Origin of the sequence: Mucilaginibacter yixingensis, from assembly GCF_041080815.1 — a bacterium.
In the GTDB taxonomy this organism is placed as follows: Bacteria; Bacteroidota; Bacteroidia; order Sphingobacteriales; family Sphingobacteriaceae; genus Mucilaginibacter; species Mucilaginibacter yixingensis.
Window position 1 is genome coordinate 413,671 of sequence record NZ_CP160205.1, and the last position, 19,653, is coordinate 433,323.

Sequence of the window (19,653 nt, forward strand, 5' to 3'; positions counted from 1 at the left end):
ATTATACAGTCATAACGTCTTTTTCTTTTTCTGCAGACAGGCTGTCAACTTTAGCAATAAAGTTGTCGGTCAGTTTCTGTACGTCGGCTTCGCCGGTTTTAATTTCGTCGTCAGATACGCCATCGCCTTTCAGCTTTTTGATCTTGTCGTTAATATCTTTACGGATGTTACGTACAGATACCTTTGCGTTTTCGGCCTCAGATTTTACTTTTTTCACCAGGTCACGACGACGCTCTTCAGTCAACGGCGGTACGTTGATGCGGATGATCACACCATCGTTCTGAGGGTTAACACCCAGGTTGGCCTCTTTTATAGCTTTCTCAATAGCAGGCAGTAAGTTTTTTTCCCATGGCTGCACCACAATGGTTTTAGCATCTGGTGTGTTTACGCTACCTACCTGGCTAAGTGGGGTAGGGTTGCCGTAATAATCAACCATAATGCCATCTAACATAGCAGGACTGGCTTTACCGGCTCTGATCTTGTTAAGTTCACTATCTGCGTGGTCCAGCGCCTTTTCCATCAAGGCTTTGGCATCATTCAATTGTTTCTTAATGAGTTCGCTCATGGAGTTGTATTTTCTGCAAAAATAAAAAAAAATGTCAAACCGGGATTTATAGGATTTATATTGGATTAATTAACTCAATTGTAATTAAAATAAGCCGTCACGTCATTGCGAGGAACGAAGCAATGACGTGACGGTGATGACGTTGTCTGGTTTTTATTGTCCGCCTGCTGTGTTAAAGGCATCCTGTAAATCCCAAAAATTCGAAAAATCGTGGTTAAAAATCCTGGTTCAACACAATATCCTTCCTTCTGCTCTCCGGCCAAACTTTCAAATCCACCACTTTACCATTCTTTAGCGTCGCTTCTACAGTGGTTTGTTGTGGTGCGTGCAGTTTAAAATGCACATCCCAATCCTTCGGCCAGGCGGGGAACAGGTAGATCTTTTGGTCATCGGTTTGCATCAGCATTTCCTGCAGGCCAATCATGCCCGAGCCGCCCCAGTTATGATCTGGCGTCCAGTCAAAACCCGGTCCCCAGAATGCAGGGAAACGACGACCTGAATCTTTGAGTTTGAACGAAGTGAGGCGGGCCGCTTCTTTGGTCTGGCCCAATCGCGCAGCAAAAATATTATCCTGTTTCCAGCCAATACCACTGCGGAATTTCACCGCCAGTGTATCATATTTCCAGGTGTTAAGGGCAGTATCCAGTCCCGGTTTATGAAGCCCGAAGATAGACCACGGGAACACCGTATAAAACTGCATGTTCTCCACATTGTTAACGCGCTCCCATGACAGTGCCGGACTAAGAACGGTATGCCCGTTCATTTGCCTGAAGGTGATAGGCGGGATGCGTTTTTGCAGAGCGGTTAGCTTTTCGCGTTGCTCTTTGCTCAGATATTTTTCAGGCAAAGCCAGCATCCTCGCGGTAATGGTTTGCAGGGCACCGATGGTTGAGTTGGCGTTATAAGCCATCTTAAAAGTCTCGGCGGCCGAGCCTGGGTACAGCACCAGGTGACCGGCACCATCCAGCGTTTTTGCTCCGCGATGACTGGCCAGGTATTGGTAATGATCGTCAAAAAAAGTAAGACAGCTTTCTACAAACGGGATGTAGGCGTTAACATCTTTGCCCGCGTAGCTATCCTGCATCAGCATCATCTGGCAAAACTCAAAAACGGTATCCCAGGTATATTCCAGCCAGGCATTGTATTCTACACCTTTGTCATAACCTGCAGGGCGTTTCAGGTTGTATTCGGCAGCGTTGGGCAGGCCAAAGTTTTCTATCTGTTCGGTAAAGCAGGCGCCGCCATGGTTCCAGTAAACTTTGCTACGCAACTCGGCATTATGTAACGAGCGCGTATAGAATTTAAACTGCGAAGGCATCATGTCAAAATCGCCGCTGCGTAGCATCGGATAATAAACCAGCCGCTGGTTTTGAGCGGTCATTAGCCCTCCACCCCAATTGCGGAAATCGGGCGTGTAGTCCATGGTTTTGTTGATGAAAACCGGATCATAAGTGAACAAGCCTCCATTAAACTTGGTAGGGTACTGGCCATAAGCATTGCAGCCCAGCATATAGCGGAACAGCTGATAATTCCGGCCCACTTGCCAGGCTGTATCTGCCGCGTTACTTTTATCGGTGTTGATCTCTACGAAGCTGCGTTGCCAGTATTGTTGCCACCAGTCTATAGTCTTTTGGCGGGCGGTTTTGGCTGCGCTGTTTGCTGCCACGATGGTATTATTCAAACCTTGCTGCCAGGCATCAACCGATGGTGTTTGCTGGGTATGCAGGCTAACGGTGATCTCGGTTTGTTTTGTAGGTGATGCGCTCTCTAGTTTCCAGCCCTCAAAATCGGTATTGATATAGGTGCCGGTGTAAGTGCCGGCGGGTTTCATGCCCTTGCCAGTCATCATACCGCCGAAGGTGAGGTTCTTGAGCGGATTGAACATGTCGGCTTTTACCGCATCCATGCCCTCCTGGTTCACCGTAAAATCAAAAATGGTAGAATCGAGGTTATGGTGATAAAACAGGATGCCGTTATTCTTAAAAGCTATCTGATCTTTTAGGGTCTTAACATCGTTTATCGGGGCAAATTTTTGCGACCCTTGGTTTTTCTCGGTCTTATTTACCGGGCGGTCTTTATAACGCCAGCTTTCAAAAGCGGCTTCGGTTTTTACAGGCTGATTGCTGCTCACGCTGAAATGAATCACCGGGCGAAATACATCAACCCAAACATTTACCTGTGCGCTCAGGCCATTGTTCTTACCGCTTACCACTACTGAGCCATTTTGCAACTGCAGCTCCTGCTTAAAGTCTGTTCCCTCAAAAGGATTAGGCGACAACTTGATCCGCACGCGACCGGCCTTTAGCATGGCGTTGTTCTGATCAAACGTGCCACTGCGGGCAATGTAGCAATACAGGTTGCCTTGCTCTACCCAAACATTCAGACCGATATCACCGCCGCCGCATGGCATAGACTCGCTGGAGTTTTTGCTCTGGCTGGTCCAGGTGAGGTTGTATTGCTCTTTTTGCGCCGACGCGATGAATGAGTAAGAAAGTAGCAGTAGTAGTAGCAGTTTTTTCATGATGGTTTATTATGATCCAAAAGCGCGATTGTTTTGCTCCATGCGCAACTAATACATAGGGCGAAGGGTGTCATCCTGAGCTTGTCGAAGGGCGCGGGAAGGCCCACCGCACGTGTTTCGACAGGCTCAACATGACACCCTTTTTTTGGCTTAGTTCCTCGCAATGATGTTGTGGGGTATTAAGCAAATATAATATTTCTTGTCTGGGCAGCGGGAGCCACAAATATGTGGCTCTACGTTTCATCTCCCTCTCCTTTGGAGAGGGCCGGGGAGAGGTTTACCACTCATCCGTTCTGAATGACGATACGGGCAAGCCGTTGGTGCCAAACAGATCGCCTGTCACAAAATCTTTCCAGGCATAACGTACGGCCACCGGCTCTTTTACATTTGGTGATGATACCACAATGGTGCTGCCTGAAATTGAGGCCTGCGCCGGATAGAAATATTTATCCTTTCCGGCTATTTCAAACAACTGCATTGGCTTGAAGTAAGAGGTCAGGCCGTTTTCTGCATTGTTGAAACGCACGGTTACGGTGTTGCCGGCTACCGACATATCTTTATAAGTTGGGCTGGCAAAGTCAAAACCTTTTTGTCCGTAAGTTTGGCCCAGGGCCAGGTAAGCCAGGCGCTCGCCTGCCTGCTGTTTGCGCGGCGGGTGAATGGTGGCCTGCTCGCCCACGTCCAGCAATACGGCCATGCCGCTGCTCGGGATGTAGTTTAAAGCCTTACGCTGCGCATCACGCTGATAGGCCGAGTTGTATTTACCGCCTGCATTGTATGGGGGTAGCTGGGCATAATCATAAGGCGCAATCTGCACGTAGTAGAACGGAAACTCACCTTGTCCCCAAAGGTCTCTCCAGCGTTTAACAGCTGCGGGGAACAGTTTCAAGTATTGGTCCGGACGGTCATAGTTTGATTCGCCCTGGTAAAAGATCTCGCCTTTAATACCGTAGCCAATGATAGGGTACAGCATGGCATTGTACAAAGTTGTAGGCGTGCGCGATACGGCTTTGATGGAATCTGTTTTAGCCGGGATGTGGATTTCGGGGAAATCTTTCAAAGCTTCAGGATCCAGCCAGGCCTCAAGGCTTGAACCGGCATAGTTACAGCTCAGCAAACCGATTGGAATATTCAATTGCTCCTGCACTAACCGACCGAAGAAATAACCGGTAGCACTAAAGTTTGATACAAACTCAGGTGATGCCTCATGCCATACCGATGCTTTGCTGTTCTCTTGCAATTCAGTACGAGAACCATGAGGAACAGTATAAATGCGGATGTTTGAGTTTTTGGAATGGGCAATGGCTTCCAACGATCCGGTAATCGGTTGGCTTTTGTAACCTTTCACCGGGATCTCCATGTTTGACTGACCGCCGCATAACCATACATCGCCTATCATGACGTTTTTCAGCTTAACCGGTTTGCCGTCGCTGATGGTAACAGTATATGGGCCACCGTATGATGGCGTTGCTACTTTTACCAGCCATTTACCGGTTGATGTGGTGGTAACGTTATATTTTTTACCGTTCCAGGAGGTGGTAACGCTTACGGTTTTACCGGGCGCATCCCAGCCCCAGATGGGCGCCTGCATCTGTTGCTGCAGTATCATGTCGTCGGTAAATAATGAGCCTAGTTTTAACTGAGCCTTGGCAGAAAGGCCGGCGGTTAATCCGGCAAGGAGGAGGGGTATTAATTTGAGTTTCATGGTTGTTTTTGGTGATCAGAGATCAGTGATAGTGTCTATTACGTTATTGCGAGGAACGAAGCAATCTCTGCGAAGGATAGCCGGATACGTAAATCCGATATGCATGTACAGAGATTGCTTCGTTCTTCGCAATGACGTGGTAAGGTGTTTTTTATTTGTTAACGACGGCTGAATCCGTATTCGAACATTCGAAATAAGGTCTATGCTTCCGCTTCCTCCAGCTTATGCTCGCGTTTTGCGTCGCGCCAGCCTTTGTAAAGCAGGTGTTTGTCCACCTCCTGTTTAGGGAAGAACAAGCTGGCAACGTAGCCAACCACTACCACAATCAGGTGACTGTATACACCCAGCATATACTTGTGCTGTTTAAAGTTGAAGCCGCCCAGGTCTAGCCAAGGGTGTTTAGCACCGCCCAGTTTAGCTGAGGTTAAGAAAGCCCATGCGGTAAAGATGATGCAGGCAATAATACCGATGTTCAGACCCTGACGGTTAGCCCTGCTGCTAAACAGACCCAGCAGGAAGATACCCGCAATACCACCCGAGAAGATGGCATACAGCGCAAACACAATACCCAGTACCCCGTCTTCGCCGGCCATCAGATAAAGCATGGCAATACCTATAGAGCCAATACCAGCCCATACCACAATCCATTTACCGGCTCTTAATGCCTGGTGATCATCGGCCTTTGGCTTAAATTTCTTGTAGTAATCTTCCACACCAATGGCAGAAAGACAGTTAAGATCTGCACCCAGGCTGGAGATAGCAGCCGAGATCAGCGCAGCTAAAATTAAGCCCACCGCACCCGGAGGCAGCTTGCTGGTAATAAAGTATGGGAACACCGCTTCGGCCTTCATGCCGGCAGGCAGCGGATTTTGCTGATAATAAGCAAAAAGTGCGGTACCAATAAACATAAACAAGCCCCACAGCGGAACGGTGATAGCCACACCCATTAAAGAAGCACGGATGGCCGCTTTATCAGTTTTGGCTGTCAGATAACGTTGTACCATGGTTTGGTCGGTACCGTATTTTTGTACGGCATAGAACACACCGTTAATAGCCATCACAACGAAAGTGAGTTTCTTAAAGTCCCACTTATATGGCCCGAAGTTGTTTTTATGGTTAACGGTAGCAATATGCCAAAGTTCAGGGAAGCCGCCTTTGATAGAATACATCAGAATGATTAGCGAGGCCACGCCACCTGCTATGAGCAGGAAACCTTGCACCACATCGGTCCAGATTACGGCTTCAATACCGCCTATCAGTGTAATAATAATAATCACCACGCCAATACCGCATACCACCATGTAAGGGTTGGTATCAGTCATACTGGCCAGTGCCAGCGCCAGCAGGTAAAATACTGTGCCCATTTTAGAGAAGTGGGTGAGTACAAAGCTGATGGAACTGTAAAAGCGTGCAAAGGTGCCAAAGCGTTTCTCAAAATACTCATAGGTACTCACGCCAATTACCTTCCGGTAAAGCGGAATGATGAACCACACCATGCCTAGCAGCACAATGGGTACCATGAGGCCTTGTACCAGCAGTATCCAGTTAGAGGCAAAGCCCTCGCCGGGATAAGCCAGAAACGTTACCGAGCTGATGAGCGTAGCCATAAGCGACATGCCAATGGCCCAGGCTGGCAAGTTGCCACGCGAAACGAAATATTTTTTGGTTGATTTTTGGCCACCTGCAAAACGCAGGCCAATGCTGAGTGATGTGATCAGGGCCACTAAAATAATCACATAATCAATTAGATGCAGAGTTGCATGCTTCATGGTTTCTTCTGGTAAATTGGTTAGGCCCAAACGGGCGCCGGCCACACATAGCTGCCGGGTTTTACGGTAATATACAATTGGTTGTTGCCCGGTACACGCATACGTATTACACCAGGCGCAAGTTGCTGTTCGGGATACAGGCGGGTAATGCCCATCTGCATCAAAATAGCTGCTGCCGTGGCGCCACCCTCTATCACCAATTCTGCAGGGTGGGCTTGTGCGGTAACTTTGTTTACTATGTTGCCCATGTTTTGCGCCAGCTGTACCGGGTCAATTTTCACGTTGATACCTTCTGTGCTGATGCTGATGATGGCGCTGCCCTCATTTTTGAGCAAGGCCGATACGTGGTTAACGTAGTCATCAGGCTGATAATTGTCAGGCGCGGTTAACGCCTGCGCGGGCAAATAGGTTAGGGGTATATTGTTAAGCCGACCATCAATAATTTCCAGTCGGTTTTGGTAAAAGGTGCTGCCGAATACATAGAGCCGCGGCCACTGCAAGGTTACGGGTTTTGTATCGGTTTGGGTCTGCTTACCGGTTGTTTTTTGTAAAAGCTGATCAAACAGCTCTGCCGCGCCGGCTACCAGTGTGTTTTCATCCAACTGGTCAACCCAATGCGCCAGATCATCTTGCCCGGTTACATCGCCCACAAAAATACCTTTTTTTGGTAGCGATGCCTTTTGCGCCAGCACTTGTACACTTTCATCTGCCCTCAACAGATGATGGACGTGCGATGCACTGATCGGGAAAGCCGGATCATGCGCAAAACTGCTTTGGTGCACCGGTGCATCCTGGTAATAATAAATACCATCAACCACGGTTTTGCGGTGTGATGGATTACCGGGGATAATGAGTGCCCGTTGCATGTTGCCCGCTGCTTCTAACTGCGCTTCAATCTCGGCCAGGATATGGCCGCGCAGCACCGAGTCGATTTTCTTATAAACCAGCTGCGGTTTCAGTTTGGCTACCTGGACAGCAATTTGCCGGGTAACCTGTTTGGCCTCTTCGGCTGTTAAAGAACGGGTGTCGGCGTTGATGATGAGCAAATCGGCATCGGTAGCATCTGCCACCACCGTATTCACTTCCGTTTTAAGCTGATAATTTAAGCCGATGCCTGCCAGTTCGGCGGCGCCGGTGATGTCATCTGCAATAACGGCAATCATCTTCTTGTTCTTCATGTCATTTCGACGAAGGAGAAATCTTTTCGATTATGCATTACCGCAGAACTATCGCCCCGAAAAGATCCCTCACTCCGTTCGGGATGACAACCTTGTGTTATGTCAAAAAGCTTTCAGCCTGCGGCTGGAAGCTTTTTGACGGTTTTTATTCTTCTATTTCTTCAAACTAAGCTTTCTGCATACGGTGCTTGCTCAGCTGGATGGCCGATTCGATAGCCAACACCATTGCATCAGGACTAGCTACGCCTTTACCGGCAATCTCAAAGGCGGTACCATGGTCAACCGAAGTACGGATGATAGGCAGGCCCATAGTGATGTTTACGCCTTTTACGCTATCCATCTGCTGTTTCTCTGCATTCCATTTAAAGCCGGTCAGCTTGAACGGAATGTGGCCCTGGTCATGATACATGGCCACAATACCACCGTAGTAACCGGTTGCCGCTTTAGAGAACAGGGTATCGGCAGGGATTGGTCCGTCTACATCATAACCCAGTTTGCGGGCTTCTTCAACAGCTGGTAAAATCTCGCCGTCGTCTTCAGTACCAAACAGGCCTGAGTCGCCAGCGTGCGGGTTCAAACCAGCAACGCCAATCTTCAGGTTTTTCTCGCCCAAAGAGATCAGGCCGTTGTGTAACAGTTCAATCACCTGGATAATGCGCTCTTTCTTCACCAGATCACAAGCCTGACGCAGCGATACGTGGGTTGATACGTGGATCACTTTCAAGTTATCCTCAACCAGCAGCATGGCGTACTTTTTGGTATCGGTAAAGTGAGCATAAATCTCGGTGTGACCAGCAAAGTGGTGGCCAGCCTCATTAACCGATTTTTTGTTGATCGGACCGGTAACAGTAGCGTCAACATCGCCGGCCAGGGCCAGTTCAATTACTTTTTTTACGGCAGCGAAAGATGCTTCGCCCGCCATGGCAGAGATCTCACCAAATTTCAGCTGGCTCATATCTACGTTTGCCAGATCATAAACATCAGGCTGGCCGTAAACAAATTTTGCATCGCTAACGCTTTTTACGGCGTTAATTTTAGCCGGCAGGTTAAGGCGGCTAACAATATCTTCAAAAACGCCTGCATCGCCAACAATGATGGGGTTGCAAACGTCATACAAACGCTCGTTAAGCAATGCTTTGATGGCAATTTCCGGACCGATGCTGGCCGGATCGCCCATGGTAATACCTATAGTTGGTTTATCGTTGTTCATTATTGGTATGATGGCAAGTTAATATGTTCTTTAGCTACTATAGACTGCAGGTTCTGCTCCAGCAATACGGCATCAGCCTCGGTTACGCGTTGCAGCGGTGGCATTACGTAAGGCTGGCACAGGCCGCGGCTTTGCATCAGCGATTTCAACGCACCTAATGATCCGCCCAGCAGGCGACCGCTTTGGTACAAACCACCCAAGGTGTCTGACAGTACTTGCAGCGCATGGGCTGCGGCTGCATCGCCACGCTCAACTGCCTGCATCATTTCGTTATAAATATCGGGGCACAGGTTGCCGGTGCTTGGCACCAAACCGTCTGACCCATTCAGCATAGCATGGGCAGATTGCGCGGCCCAACCCAGGTAATGGCTAAAATCCTGACGGTCTTTCCACAAAGCTAATGATTGATCCAGACGCTCAATGCTGCGCTCAGAATCTTTAGTGCCTACAATATTTTCATGATGGCTCAGCTCATCCAGCAAAGTCAACGGAATAGAAACGTGTGTGGTTGCCGGGATATTGTAAATAATTACCGGACAAGGGCTGGCATCGGCCAGGTGCTCAAAATAGCTTTTAATCTCGCCTTCAGTCAGCGCGAAGTAAGATGGCACAGTAGCTACAACAGCATCAACACCCGCATCTGCACTGATTTTGGCCATCTCTACAGACTCGGCTACGCAGTTTGATGAGATGCCTGCATAAAGCAATGTACCTGCTTGTTTCAGTTTACCAGACAATTCAATAAACTCGGTTTTCAGGGCCATAGACATAGAAGATGCCTCGCCGGTAGTACCGAGTATAAACGGCACAGAGCCGTTGTTGTAAAAGTTGTCAAAAATCTTTTCTACCGCACCATGATCAAGTTTATAATCGCTGGTGAGAGGGGTTATAGACGGCACCGCCAGGCCATTAAATTTCTTCTTCAGTTTCATTTGTGCTGTCAAAACGCGGCTTCAAAAATGCCAATAGCATCTGGCAAAGTTATCGGGCGCGGATTATTTTTTAGTAAACGGGTTATTTTCATGGCGTCTTCTGCCATTTCTGGTATAGCCTCTCGGTTCACACCGGCGGCACTTAAAGTGGCCGGGATGCCACACTGGGCAATCATCTCTCTAATTTTAGCAATACCGTTGCGGGCAGTTTCCTCATCGGTAGCGCCGCTGTTGCAACCTAAAGCGCGGGCCACATCAGCGTAGCGTTTTGGCGCGGCCGGCAGGTTGTACTCCATTACGTAAGGCAACAGTAAAGCGTTTGACAGGCCGTGCGGCAAGTGGAACATGCTGCCCAGCGGATATGACAAGGCGTGTACACCAGCCGTATTTACCGGCCCCAGGCAGAAACCACCCAGCAAGCTGCCAATAGCCAGTTGCGTGCGTGCATCTTCGTCGCTGCCGTCTTCAACTGCTTTGATCAGGTTGGCGGCTATCAGGCGCATGCCTTCGTAGGCATACATATCTATAAATGGATGTGCAAACAGGTTAGTGTAAGCTTCCAGGCAATGGGTTAACGCGTCAAGGCCGGTTGCTGCGGTAATAGGCGCAGGCAGGCTAACGGTCAGTTCCGGATCAAGGATCACTACGTCAGGCACCAGAAACGGGCTGATGATGCCTTTTTTCTGATTATCGGCATCGTCAATCAAAATAGCATTTGGCGATACCTCGCTGCCGGTACCGGCAGTGGTTGGTACGCAAATTAATTTGGCGTTGCGCTGTTTCAGGTTGCCAATACCGGCAATTTCGCCCAGGGTTTGGGTGTTGTCCAGTTGTGCAGCCAGTACTTTAGCGGCATCCAGTACGCTGCCGCCGCCAATACCGATGATGGCCTGGGCTTTAACACCTCTAACGGTATCAAGCAGTGCATCAAAATCAGCAAAAGAAGGTTCGCGTACAATAGAAGTATCCACGGTTACCTTAATGTTCTGCGCTTCCAGCTGACTGATGAGCGGAGCGAGTTTTGGTAACAGGGGTTCAATAGTTACAATAATTACATCGGTATATCCGGCTTGAGATACCTCATCAACCAGTTTAAGCAACGAGTGCTTGCCGATGATGATCTGTGCAGGAAATCTAACGGTTATATCCCGGTAAGCAGTTTCAGTTAAAGACATTCTTTTGAGACCTATAGTTCTTATCAGTTAGTAAAAGTAATTATCATTTTTTCTTTCACTTTCATAGACTGTCCTAGTCGGGCAGGACGGTTTGCTTTGCGTGCCTAAATATGAATACGTTTTGTAGCAAATAGCGGTGCAGATGCGTAATGAGTTTAAATACTAACCAATAACTGACACACAAAATGAAAAAGATTTACGGTTTACTAGCCCTTACGGCGGTTTTGGCCTCGGCCTGTAAAAAAGAAGATACAAATGGCGGCAACGCTCAATTGCAGGGTAGATGGAAGTCAACTCAAGTCTATTTAGGAACCGGTGGACCTACTGATTGGCAAAATGTTCAGACGGTTACTGATGTGACTTTTGGGTCTAACGGTCAGGTAAGCGGTAATGCCTTTGCAGAATATGTAAACTATACATTAAAAGACAGTATAACCATTACTTTTAAGAAAGCTGACGGTGGCTCTCAGGATTATTACTATAAAATTAAGCATGACACGCTGCAGATGAGCCCAGGGGCACCTATGTTTTGTTATGAGGGGTGTGGTATTAGATTTAAAAAAGCCAAATAATCTTACCTGCACGTATGAAGGCTCCACAGGCAATCAATGCCATCGGTAGCCATGTGCATGAGCAGGCCCAGTGCAACCAAACGGGTTTTTGGGAAAAATAACAGCACGCAATAAACGGCAATGGCCCAGTAACTATGCAACGGATGAAAGCCGATGCTGCAGCGGCAGGGATCAAAAATGGGGGTAGCCAGCAAGTGGTCCAGGTCTACCAGCATGGTCAGCAACAGGATGATGTAGCATTTTACCCAGTCTCTTCGAAAGAAAATCCAGGAGATGATGCCGGGAAAGATCAGGTGCAAAAAATAATGTACCAGTTGTTGCATGAGCCGGCAAAGATAAATGAAGTTTTGGTAGAGACGTATAGTTGCGTATCTACGAGGACGGCTCTATAAACAGGCCTTGGAGATCGCATGGGGCAGATGCAATGATGCGTCTCTACGTTTAGAAAAAATGAAAAGCTAACCCATGGGTTAGCTTTTCATTTTCTTCAGCAAACTTTCAATCACCCGTGGAAAATGGTGATGCTCCAGTTGTTGTATTTTGAATTTTACCACATCAAGGGTATCGCCTGGCTCAATACGAAATTTGGATTGATGCAGGATCTCGCCCTCGTCAAAATGCTCATTAGCAAAGTGGATAGTAATGCCCGATTCTTCTTCGCCGGCCGCCAGTACGGCTTTGTGAATATGATCGCCATACATGCCTTTGCCACCAAATTTGGGTAGTAACGCAGGGTGTATGTTGATGATCTTATTAGGGAAGGCGTTGAGTAAACTCACCGGTACCAGCCACAAGAAGCCGGCCAGTACAATTAAATCAACCTGCAGGTTTTTAAGTAGTTTAATTACGCTGTCGGTATCGTAAAACTCGGTGCGGTTAAAAACGTGGGTAGGTATCTCAAAGTTATCAGCCCTTTGCAGTACGTAAGCCTGCGGGTTATTGGTAAGGATGATAACTACCTCGGCCTCGGGGTGACGTTTAAAATGCTCCATGATCTTCTGAGCATTTGATCCTGAACCGGAAGCGAAAATAGCAATCCTTTTTTTCATTAGCAGTTAGTCAAGTTGCCGGGTGCGCCAGTCAGCAATAAATGTAAGTCAATTATGCTTAAACGGCTATTCTCCCTCAAATATAAAATAATGACTTCCTAAACAAAATCTTTTTAAAAAATTAGGCGGAAGCGTTTTTATTGTGTGCGCACAAAGCCAAATCGCTTAATGTGCCTTTTATCAGTAGATTTATAAACCGAACGCAGGTCGCCGGTTTCTAACACCATCGAGTAAAAACCAAGGGTGTTTACGCGGGCGGTATCAAATGGCGTGGTGGTGCCTACCGTATCCTGGCATTTCATGTTAGAGTACAGCACGGCTTTATCATTACTCAGGGTCCAGCTGCCTTTGGTGGTTTGCACTTTACAGGCATAACCGGTAAAGGTGCAGGTGTTATCAGCACTAAATCTAAAAACTTGCGGGTCTGGCAGGCAGGCCGCGTTGAGCGTGTCATTACTGGTGTTGGTACTGCCCACATAGTTATATACAATAACCGATGCCAGTTGCCAGCCGCCGCGGGTAAGCTGTGCTTCTACCGGGTTCTCGCCGCTTTTTTTGCACGAGTTGCTTAGTAGCGCCCCTGTAACAAGTATGCAGAAGATTAAAATAAATGGTAGTCTTTTGATCATGGCGATGTTGCAAAAATAGTAAAACCTGCGTGAGTGCAATTGTTTTATTACAAACCGGTGTTTTTTGCACTAACGCTATTAAATACCTTTGCTTATACATCAACTTAAATTTATACCCATGCGCATTGCCTATCAGGAGTTAAAGGCCGAGTTTGAACGGATATTATTAAGTCTGGATTTTAACCCGCAGAAGGCCAATGCCATAGCCGGTATTTTTGCTGATAATAGCCTGGATGGCGTTTATACGCACGGACTAAATCGTTTCCCGGTGTTTGTGCAGTATGTAAAAGACGGATTGGTTAAGGTTGATGCCGAGCCCGCACTGGTTGATGCCATGGGCGCCATAGAACGCTGGGACGGTCAGCTGGGGCCAGGTATGCTTAATGCCCGTTTTTGTATGGACCGGGCTTTGCAGTTGGCTGCGGCACATGGCACAGGTTGTGCGGCCATTCGCAATACCAACCACTGGATGCGTGGTGGTACCTACGGCTGGCAGGCTGCAGATGCAGGCTATATCGGTATTAACTTTACCAACACTGTAGCATTGATGCCGCCCTGGGGTGGGATAGACCCGCGACAAGGCAATAACCCCATGGTAATTGCCGTGCCACGTAAAGATGGGCATGTGGTGCTGGATATGGCCATTACGCAATTCTCTAACGGTAAGCTATTGCAATATCAAGCTGCGGGTGAGCAATTGCCTGTACCAGGTGGTTACTCAGCTAGCGGTTGGTTAAGTACAGACCCTGGCGAGATTTTGGAGAGCAAGCGCCATTTGCCTATTGGTTTCTGGAAAGGTTCGGGACTGTCTATGATGATTGATCTGCTGGTATCAGTATTGAGTCATGGTAAAACTACGGCCGGTATTACGCAATCGGGTAGTGAATACGGTGTGTCGCAGGTTTTTATGGCCATCAGGCCCGATGACGAGGCAAGGAGTGAGCAAATTATTGACGAGATCATTGCCTATAGCAAGGAAAGCAGAACAGAGGGCGATGGCAGCATCCGTTATCCGGGCGAAGGCACGCTGCGCACCCGTCAGCGTAATCAAAAAGATGGCATACCTGTTGATGTAAAGATCTGGGAGCAGGTGAAATCACTTTAATCCCTGCAGTTATCATTAGTACACAAATAATAAATTAAAATCTTTCCCCTTAGGGGAGTAAGGAGGGGTAAATGGAATATAACAAACTAACACCCGAAGAAGAGCGGGTAATATTATACAAAGGTACCGAGCGCCCTTTTACCGGCGAGCTGCTGAACAACAAAGCGCGCGGATTGTACGTGTGTCGCCGGTGCGATGCGCCGTTGTACCGGTCTGAAGATAAGTTTGAATCATTTTGTGGCTGGCCCAGCTTTGACGATGAAATTCCTGGTGCCGTGCGCCGGGAGACCGATGCTGATGGTAGCCGAACCGAGATACTTTGCGCTAACTGTGGCGCTCATTTGGGGCACGTTTTTGAGGGCGAGGGTTTCACGTCGAAGAATACCAGGCATTGTGTCAACTCTGTGAGCATGAAATTTGTGGCGCTGGAAGATTAATGTCTTTAATCATGTAGCGATGGGTTTGAAACCCCATCGTTATGGTATAACACAAAGAGGTGGCTTGCGAAGACACTACGGGTGTTGGGAGGATGGAAAGAAGCGTTGGAGCTGTGCGATTCCCCTCTTGAGAGAGGGGTGCAGGGGTGTGTTCTTTGTACCTGCGAGATGACACACCCTACAGCCGCACTTGCCAACGCGCGCCCTCTCAAGAGGGGATTTTAGCTCTTCCCAACACCTGTGGCGAAGACGCGAACGACTGTGCGATTAATTTAAAAAAAGAAGCGATATACATGGGTTATAATCTCTGGTTATAGCCCCCTGCTGTCATTATAAATTAAGCAACTATTAAGAACGAAAAACAATCACAAGCGATTGTATTTCAACTATTATGCAAGAAGCGTTGCTTATAAGATATTCGTTAAAGTTGTTCTAAAAAGTTTAAAAAAGTTTTGCACTTTTTGATGTTAAAAAATAGGTCACCAAATTGTTTATAACTCGCCCTTTTGTTTAAAACTTCGGTGTAAAAGTTTAAGATCGCTCCCCTACATTTGTTTTTGTCGTCTGGCGCTATTGAGGACTATGCTAAGACTAAGTTAACGTGATGTAAATCACAGGTTAACAGAAAATAAAGCCAGACTGATTTACACAGGTTACTTATTAAGAATACGGTTTATCCGCTTTTTTACAAAAATAGAGCGGGAGGGTGAAGTGTCGTCTCTTTACAAGGCAATGCGGCCACAAAAAATTAAGAAAATATGAGTCAGGAAAATGAAGTATTGCTAAGGGAAAATAAGGACAGGTTTGTAATTCTGCCCATTAACTACCCTGCTATTTGGGAGATGTACAAAAAGTGCGAAGCCAGCTTCTGGACCGCTGAGGAAATTGACCTGAGCGATGACCTGAAACATTGGGATGGCCTTAATTCTGGCGAGCGTCACTTCATTTCGCACGTACTGGCTTTTTTTGCTGCCAGCGATGGTATTGTGAACGAAAACCTGGCCGTAAACTTTATGAGCGAGGTGCAGATTCCAGAAGCGCGCTGCTTCTACGGTTTCCAGATCATGATGGAAAACATCCACTCTGAAACCTACGCCTTGTTGATTGATACTTACGTGAAAGATCCGGTTGAGAAAGATCGTTTGTTCCACGCCATTGATACCATCCCGGCTGTAAAACGCAAAGCCGAGTGGGCCCTGCGCTGGATTGACAACGGAAGCTTTGCCGAGCGCTTGGTTGCCTTTGCTGCGGTAGAAGGGATCTTCTTTTCTGGCAGTTTCTGCTCTATCTTCTGGCTAAAGAAACGTGGTTTGATGCCGGGCCTGACCTTCAGTAATGAGCTGATTAGCCGCGATGAAGGCATGCACTGCGAGTTTGCCTGCTTATTATATAGCATGCTGCAAAACAAGCTGCCTAAAGAAGACGTGGTTAAAATTATCATCGACGCGGTAGAAATTGAGAAAGAGTTTGTAACCGATGCATTGCCGGTAAACCTGATTGGTATGAACGCCAAACTAATGCAGCAATACATTGAGTTTGTAGCCGACCGCTGGTTGAGCGAACTGGGTTGCGGCAAGTACTACAACGCTACCAATCCGTTCGATTTCATGGAGATGATATCGCTGCAAGGCAAAACCAACTTCTTTGAAAAACGCGTAGGTGATTACCAGAAAAGCGGTGTAATGAACGCGGGGAACGACAGCAAGTCGTTCTCTTTAGATGAGGATTTTTAAGGTGAGTTGTGAATAGTGAGTTGTGAGTAAATGTTTTTGCAGTTAGGGCATACCAAGTTAAACGCTTATACAATTGCGAGACAGTTTGTAAAAGCTTGCTATAAAATAACAACCATGTTTCCAGCGGAAGAAAGATATGTTCTGACGCAACAAATAAGAAGAGCTGCTTTATCCGTTCATTTAAATATTGCAGAAGGCAGTTCGCGAAAATCTGAAGCGGAGCGGAAAAGATTTTATGAAATAGCGAGAGGCTCCATAATAGAAGTAGATGCTGCATTGGATATAGCGGCAGATATGAATTATTGTACAAAAGAAGATTTGGGGGAGTTAGGCGGTGTGTTAGTAGATGTTTTTAAATGCGTAACAGGATTGATAAATGCGTATACAACAAATAATAACACTCACAACTGACAACTCACAATTCACTAAATATTAGAAAACATAACAATGACAGCCAACATCATCAGCGGACCGGTTTTTGACCGCTCGCCATAGTTGGGTAGCTCAGGCCACCTAAACTATCACAGAGCAAATAATCCATTTCACCACCATTAACTATTCATCAGATGTTTGTAATAAAGAGAGACGGCAAAAGAGAGTCCGTAAAATTCGATAAAATCACCGCACGTGTTGAGAAACTGTGCTACGGTTTAAATCCAGCTCACGTAGATCCTATCGACGTGGCGAAGAAAGTAATTGAAGGTTTATTTGATGGTGTTACAACGTCTGAATTGGATAACCTTGCCGCTGAGACAGCTGCTTCATTAACCACCAAACACCCTGATTATGCTTTGCTGGCATCGCGCATTGCGGTATCTAACCTGCATAAAAATACGGTAAAATCGTTCTCAGAAACCATGCGCATGCTGTATGAGTATGTTGACCCAAAGAACGGTAACCCTGCTGCGCTGATTGCTGACGACGTGCACGAGATTATCCAGGCTAATGCCGAAATTCTGGACAGCAGCATTATTTATGACCGCGACTTTGGTTTTGACTACTTCGGTTTCAAAACGCTGGAAAAATCATACCTGCTGAAACTGGACGGTAAAATTGCCGAGCGCCCGCAGCACCTGTTTATGCGTGTGTCTGTAGGTATCCACAAAGAAGATATCGAAAGCGCCATTGCTACTTATAACCTGATGAGCGAGCGCTGGTTCACCCACGCTACGCCTACACTGTTCAACTCTGGTACGCCAAAACCACAAATGTCATCTTGCTTCCTGCTTTCTATGCAGGGCGATAGTATTGACGGCATTTATGATACCCTGAAACAAACCGCTAAAATTTCACAAAGCGCAGGCGGTATTGGTCTGAGCATCCATAACATCCGTGCTACCGGTTCATACATCAGCGGTACTAACGGTACCAGCAACGGTATCATCCCAATGCTGCGCGTGTTTAATGATACTGCCCGTTATGTAGACCAGGGCGGTGGTAAACGTAAAGGTGCTTTTGCTATTTACCTGGAGCCATGGCATGCAGATATTTTTGAATTTTTGGACCTGCGTAAAAACCACGGTAAAGAAGAAATGCGCGCCCGCGATTTGTTCTACGCACTGTGGGTAAGCGATTTGTTTATGCAACGTGTTGAGGCTAATGAAGACTGGAGCTTGTTCTGCCCGAACGAAGCACCAGGCCTGGCTGATTGCTTTGGCGATGAGTTTGTAAAACTTTACACCCAATACGAAAAAGAAGGCCGCGCGCGCAGAACCGTAAAAGCACAAGAACTGTGGTTTGCGGTATTAGACGCCCAGGTAGAAACCGGTACACCTTACCTGTTATATAAAGATGCTGCCAACAGCAAATCAAACCAACAGAATCTGGGTACTATTAAAAGCTCAAACCTGTGTACCGAGATTATCGAGTACACATCGGATAAAGAGGTTGCTGTTTGTAACCTGGCATCGTTGGCATTGCCTCGCTACGTAATTAACGGTGTGTTTGATCATCAGAAATTGTATGAGGTAACTTACCAGGCTACCATCAACCTGAACCGTATTATTGATAACAACTACTATCCGGTAGAAGAGGCTCGTTACTCAAACCTGCGTCACCGCCCTATTGGTTTGGGTGTACAGGGTTTGGCAGATACTTTCATTCTGCTGCGCATGCCTTTTGAAAGTGAAGATGCCAAACAATTGAATAAAGAGATCTTTGAAACCATCTACTTTGCGGCAATGACTGCCTCTAAGGATATGGCTATTAAAGATGGCGCTTATGAAACCTTCCAGGGTTCGCCATTGAGTAAAGGTCAGTTCCAGTTTGATCTGTGGGGTGTTAAGCCAGAAAGCGGTCGTTGGGATTGGGAAAACCTGCGCCTGGATGTAATGAACCACGGCGTGCGTAACTCACTGTTGGTAGCGCCAATGCCTACCGCATCAACTTCACAGATTCTGGGTAACAACGAGTGTTTTGAACCATATACCTCAAATATCTATACCCGCAGAGTACTGAGCGGTGAGTTTATCATCGTTAACAAATTCCTGCTGCGCGATTTGGTGGGTTTGGGCTTGTGGACACCTGCAATGAAAGATAAGATCATTGCTGCCAACGGTTCAATCCAGGATATTGCTGAGATTCCGCAGGATATTAAAGATCTGTACAAAACCGTTTGGGAGATCAAGATGCGTAACATCATTGACATGGCTGCCGACAGAGGTGCTTACATCTGCCAGTCGCAGTCGCTCAACCTGTTCATCAACTCGCCAAACGCGTCTAAGCTAACTTCAATGCACTTCTACGCATGGAAGAAAGGTTTGAAAACAGGCATGTACTACCTGCGTACGCAAGCTGCAAGCCAGGCTGTGAAGTTCACGGTAGAGAACCAGGGCGGCAAAAACATGGATCCGGTAATTCCGGCAGTAGTAGAGTCTGTGGTAGACGAAATTCCGGCCGGCCCAACCTGCTCAATGGAAGAAGGTTGCGTTACCTGCTCTGCATAAGCAAAACCTAAGCTTTAATTTTCAAGATTAAACGTGATTTATATGGAAAGGGCGCTCGAAAGAGCGCCTTTTTTTGTCTTGGACCGGATTATGGAATTGACTCTTACGTCGTCCCGAACTTGTTTCGG

The 19,653-nt window shown here is 47.1% G+C and carries 17 protein-coding genes; 6 read left to right on the top strand and 11 right to left on the bottom strand.

Annotation, left to right across the window (positions count from 1 at the left end):
• Position 1: 1 nt before the first annotated feature.
• The 8 genes from frr to ABZR88_RS01855 all read right to left on the bottom strand — a co-directional run bounded on the left by frr (position 2) and on the right by ABZR88_RS01855 (position 11,055).
• On the bottom strand, positions 2 to 565 hold the full coding sequence (frr, locus tag ABZR88_RS01820; protein ID WP_107829096.1) for a ribosome recycling factor: 564 nt from the start codon (positions 563 to 565) through the stop codon (positions 2 to 4).
• 214 nt (positions 566 to 779) lie between these two features.
• Positions 780 to 3,086 (bottom strand): DUF5703 domain-containing protein, encoded by a 2,307-nt coding sequence (locus tag ABZR88_RS01825; protein ID WP_107829095.1) that lies wholly within the window; start codon positions 3,084 to 3,086, stop codon positions 780 to 782.
• Positions 3,087 to 3,363: 277 nt separating this feature from the next.
• On the bottom strand, positions 3,364 to 4,791 hold the full coding sequence (locus ABZR88_RS01830) for a sialate O-acetylesterase (protein WP_107829094.1): 1,428 nt from the start codon (positions 4,789 to 4,791) through the stop codon (positions 3,364 to 3,366).
• A 200-nt stretch (positions 4,792 to 4,991) separates the two neighbouring features.
• Entirely contained in the window at positions 4,992 to 6,560 is a 1,569-nt protein-coding gene (locus ABZR88_RS01835; protein WP_107829399.1) for a sodium:solute symporter, read from the bottom strand.
• A 20-nt stretch (positions 6,561 to 6,580) separates the two neighbouring features.
• Entirely contained in the window at positions 6,581 to 7,738 is a 1,158-nt protein-coding gene (locus ABZR88_RS01840) for a four-carbon acid sugar kinase family protein (RefSeq protein ID WP_107829093.1), read from the bottom strand.
• 166 nt (positions 7,739 to 7,904) lie between these two features.
• Positions 7,905 to 8,948, bottom strand: coding sequence for a 4-hydroxythreonine-4-phosphate dehydrogenase PdxA (gene pdxA / locus ABZR88_RS01845; RefSeq protein WP_107829092.1), 1,044 nt, complete (start codon positions 8,946 to 8,948; stop codon positions 7,905 to 7,907).
• Complete coding sequence (locus ABZR88_RS01850; protein WP_107829091.1) at positions 8,948 to 9,880, bottom strand: dihydrodipicolinate synthase family protein; 933 nt, start codon at positions 9,878 to 9,880, stop codon at positions 8,948 to 8,950. The genes pdxA and ABZR88_RS01850 overlap by 1 nt, the downstream gene beginning before the upstream one ends.
• Before the next feature lie 8 nt (positions 9,881 to 9,888).
• A complete protein-coding gene (locus tag ABZR88_RS01855) occupies positions 9,889 to 11,055 on the bottom strand; it encodes an iron-containing alcohol dehydrogenase (protein ID WP_107829090.1) in 1,167 nt (388 codons plus the stop codon).
• A gap of 185 nt (positions 11,056 to 11,240) precedes the next feature.
• Here ABZR88_RS01855 and ABZR88_RS01860 point away from each other — a divergent pair, with 185 nt between their 5' ends.
• The gene (locus ABZR88_RS01860) at positions 11,241 to 11,627 is read left to right on the top strand and encodes a hypothetical protein (protein ID WP_107829089.1); all 387 of its coding nucleotides are present in this window, start codon (positions 11,241 to 11,243) and stop codon (positions 11,625 to 11,627) included.
• Positions 11,628 to 11,629: 2 nt separating this feature from the next.
• Here ABZR88_RS01860 and ABZR88_RS01865 read toward each other — a convergent pair whose 3' ends face one another.
• The 3 genes from ABZR88_RS01865 to ABZR88_RS01875 form a co-directional block, all read right to left on the bottom strand.
• Positions 11,630 to 11,950, bottom strand: a complete 321-nt coding sequence (locus ABZR88_RS01865; protein ID WP_107829088.1) for a DUF6122 family protein — start codon at positions 11,948 to 11,950, stop codon at positions 11,630 to 11,632.
• A 147-nt stretch (positions 11,951 to 12,097) separates the two neighbouring features.
• A complete protein-coding gene (gene purN / locus ABZR88_RS01870) occupies positions 12,098 to 12,676 on the bottom strand; it encodes a phosphoribosylglycinamide formyltransferase (RefSeq protein ID WP_107829087.1) in 579 nt (192 codons plus the stop codon).
• 137 nt (positions 12,677 to 12,813) lie between these two features.
• Positions 12,814 to 13,305, bottom strand: coding sequence for a hypothetical protein (locus tag ABZR88_RS01875; protein ID WP_107829086.1), 492 nt, complete (start codon positions 13,303 to 13,305; stop codon positions 12,814 to 12,816).
• 118 nt (positions 13,306 to 13,423) lie between these two features.
• On the opposite strand from ABZR88_RS01875, the gene yiaK reads away from it, so the two are divergent.
• The 5 genes from yiaK (at position 13,424) to ABZR88_RS01900 (ending at position 19,525) form a co-directional block, all read left to right on the top strand.
• Entirely contained in the window at positions 13,424 to 14,410 is a 987-nt protein-coding gene (yiaK, locus tag ABZR88_RS01880; protein WP_107829085.1) for a 3-dehydro-L-gulonate 2-dehydrogenase, read from the top strand.
• Positions 14,411 to 14,481: 71 nt separating this feature from the next.
• Entirely contained in the window at positions 14,482 to 14,847 is a 366-nt protein-coding gene (locus tag ABZR88_RS01885; protein ID WP_107829084.1) for a methionine-R-sulfoxide reductase, read from the top strand.
• A gap of 758 nt (positions 14,848 to 15,605) precedes the next feature.
• Entirely contained in the window at positions 15,606 to 16,580 is a 975-nt protein-coding gene (locus ABZR88_RS01890) for a ribonucleoside-diphosphate reductase small subunit (RefSeq protein WP_107829083.1), read from the top strand.
• A 30-nt stretch (positions 16,581 to 16,610) separates the two neighbouring features.
• Complete coding sequence (locus tag ABZR88_RS01895; RefSeq protein ID WP_107829082.1) at positions 16,611 to 16,991, top strand: four helix bundle protein; 381 nt, start codon at positions 16,611 to 16,613, stop codon at positions 16,989 to 16,991.
• A 155-nt stretch (positions 16,992 to 17,146) separates the two neighbouring features.
• A complete protein-coding gene (locus ABZR88_RS01900; protein WP_107829081.1) occupies positions 17,147 to 19,525 on the top strand; it encodes a ribonucleoside-diphosphate reductase subunit alpha in 2,379 nt (792 codons plus the stop codon).
• Positions 19,526 to 19,653: the final 128 nt, after the last annotated feature.

Bases quoted from the DNA above. Each gene is read 5' to 3' on its own strand.
- ABZR88_RS01835 (WP_107829399.1), bottom strand. From the start codon at position 6,560: ATGAAGCATGCAACTCTGCATCTAATTGATTATGTGATTATTTTAGTG.
- ABZR88_RS01875 (WP_107829086.1), bottom strand. From the start codon at position 13,305: ATGATCAAAAGACTACCATTTATTTTAATCTTCTGCATACTTGTTACA.
- ABZR88_RS01860 (WP_107829089.1), top strand. From the start codon at position 11,241: ATGAAAAAGATTTACGGTTTACTAGCCCTTACGGCGGTTTTGGCCTCG.
- frr (WP_107829096.1), bottom strand. From the start codon at position 565: ATGAGCGAACTCATTAAGAAACAATTGAATGATGCCAAAGCCTTGATG.
- ABZR88_RS01825 (WP_107829095.1), bottom strand. From the start codon at position 3,086: ATGAAAAAACTGCTACTACTACTGCTACTTTCTTACTCATTCATCGCG.
- ABZR88_RS01830 (WP_107829094.1), bottom strand. From the start codon at position 4,791: ATGAAACTCAAATTAATACCCCTCCTCCTTGCCGGATTAACCGCCGGC.
- ABZR88_RS01890 (WP_107829083.1), top strand. From the start codon at position 15,606: ATGAGTCAGGAAAATGAAGTATTGCTAAGGGAAAATAAGGACAGGTTT.
- ABZR88_RS01885 (WP_107829084.1), top strand. From the start codon at position 14,482: ATGGAATATAACAAACTAACACCCGAAGAAGAGCGGGTAATATTATAC.
- ABZR88_RS01865 (WP_107829088.1), bottom strand. From the start codon at position 11,950: ATGCAACAACTGGTACATTATTTTTTGCACCTGATCTTTCCCGGCATC.
- yiaK (WP_107829085.1), top strand. From the start codon at position 13,424: ATGCGCATTGCCTATCAGGAGTTAAAGGCCGAGTTTGAACGGATATTA.
- purN (WP_107829087.1), bottom strand. From the start codon at position 12,676: ATGAAAAAAAGGATTGCTATTTTCGCTTCCGGTTCAGGATCAAATGCT.
- ABZR88_RS01855 (WP_107829090.1), bottom strand. From the start codon at position 11,055: ATGTCTTTAACTGAAACTGCTTACCGGGATATAACCGTTAGATTTCCT.
- ABZR88_RS01840 (WP_107829093.1), bottom strand. From the start codon at position 7,738: ATGAAGAACAAGAAGATGATTGCCGTTATTGCAGATGACATCACCGGC.
- ABZR88_RS01895 (WP_107829082.1), top strand. From the start codon at position 16,611: ATGTTTTTGCAGTTAGGGCATACCAAGTTAAACGCTTATACAATTGCG.
- ABZR88_RS01850 (WP_107829091.1), bottom strand. From the start codon at position 9,880: ATGAAACTGAAGAAGAAATTTAATGGCCTGGCGGTGCCGTCTATAACC.
- pdxA (WP_107829092.1), bottom strand. From the start codon at position 8,948: ATGAACAACGATAAACCAACTATAGGTATTACCATGGGCGATCCGGCC.
- ABZR88_RS01900 (WP_107829081.1), top strand. From the start codon at position 17,147: ATGTTTGTAATAAAGAGAGACGGCAAAAGAGAGTCCGTAAAATTCGAT.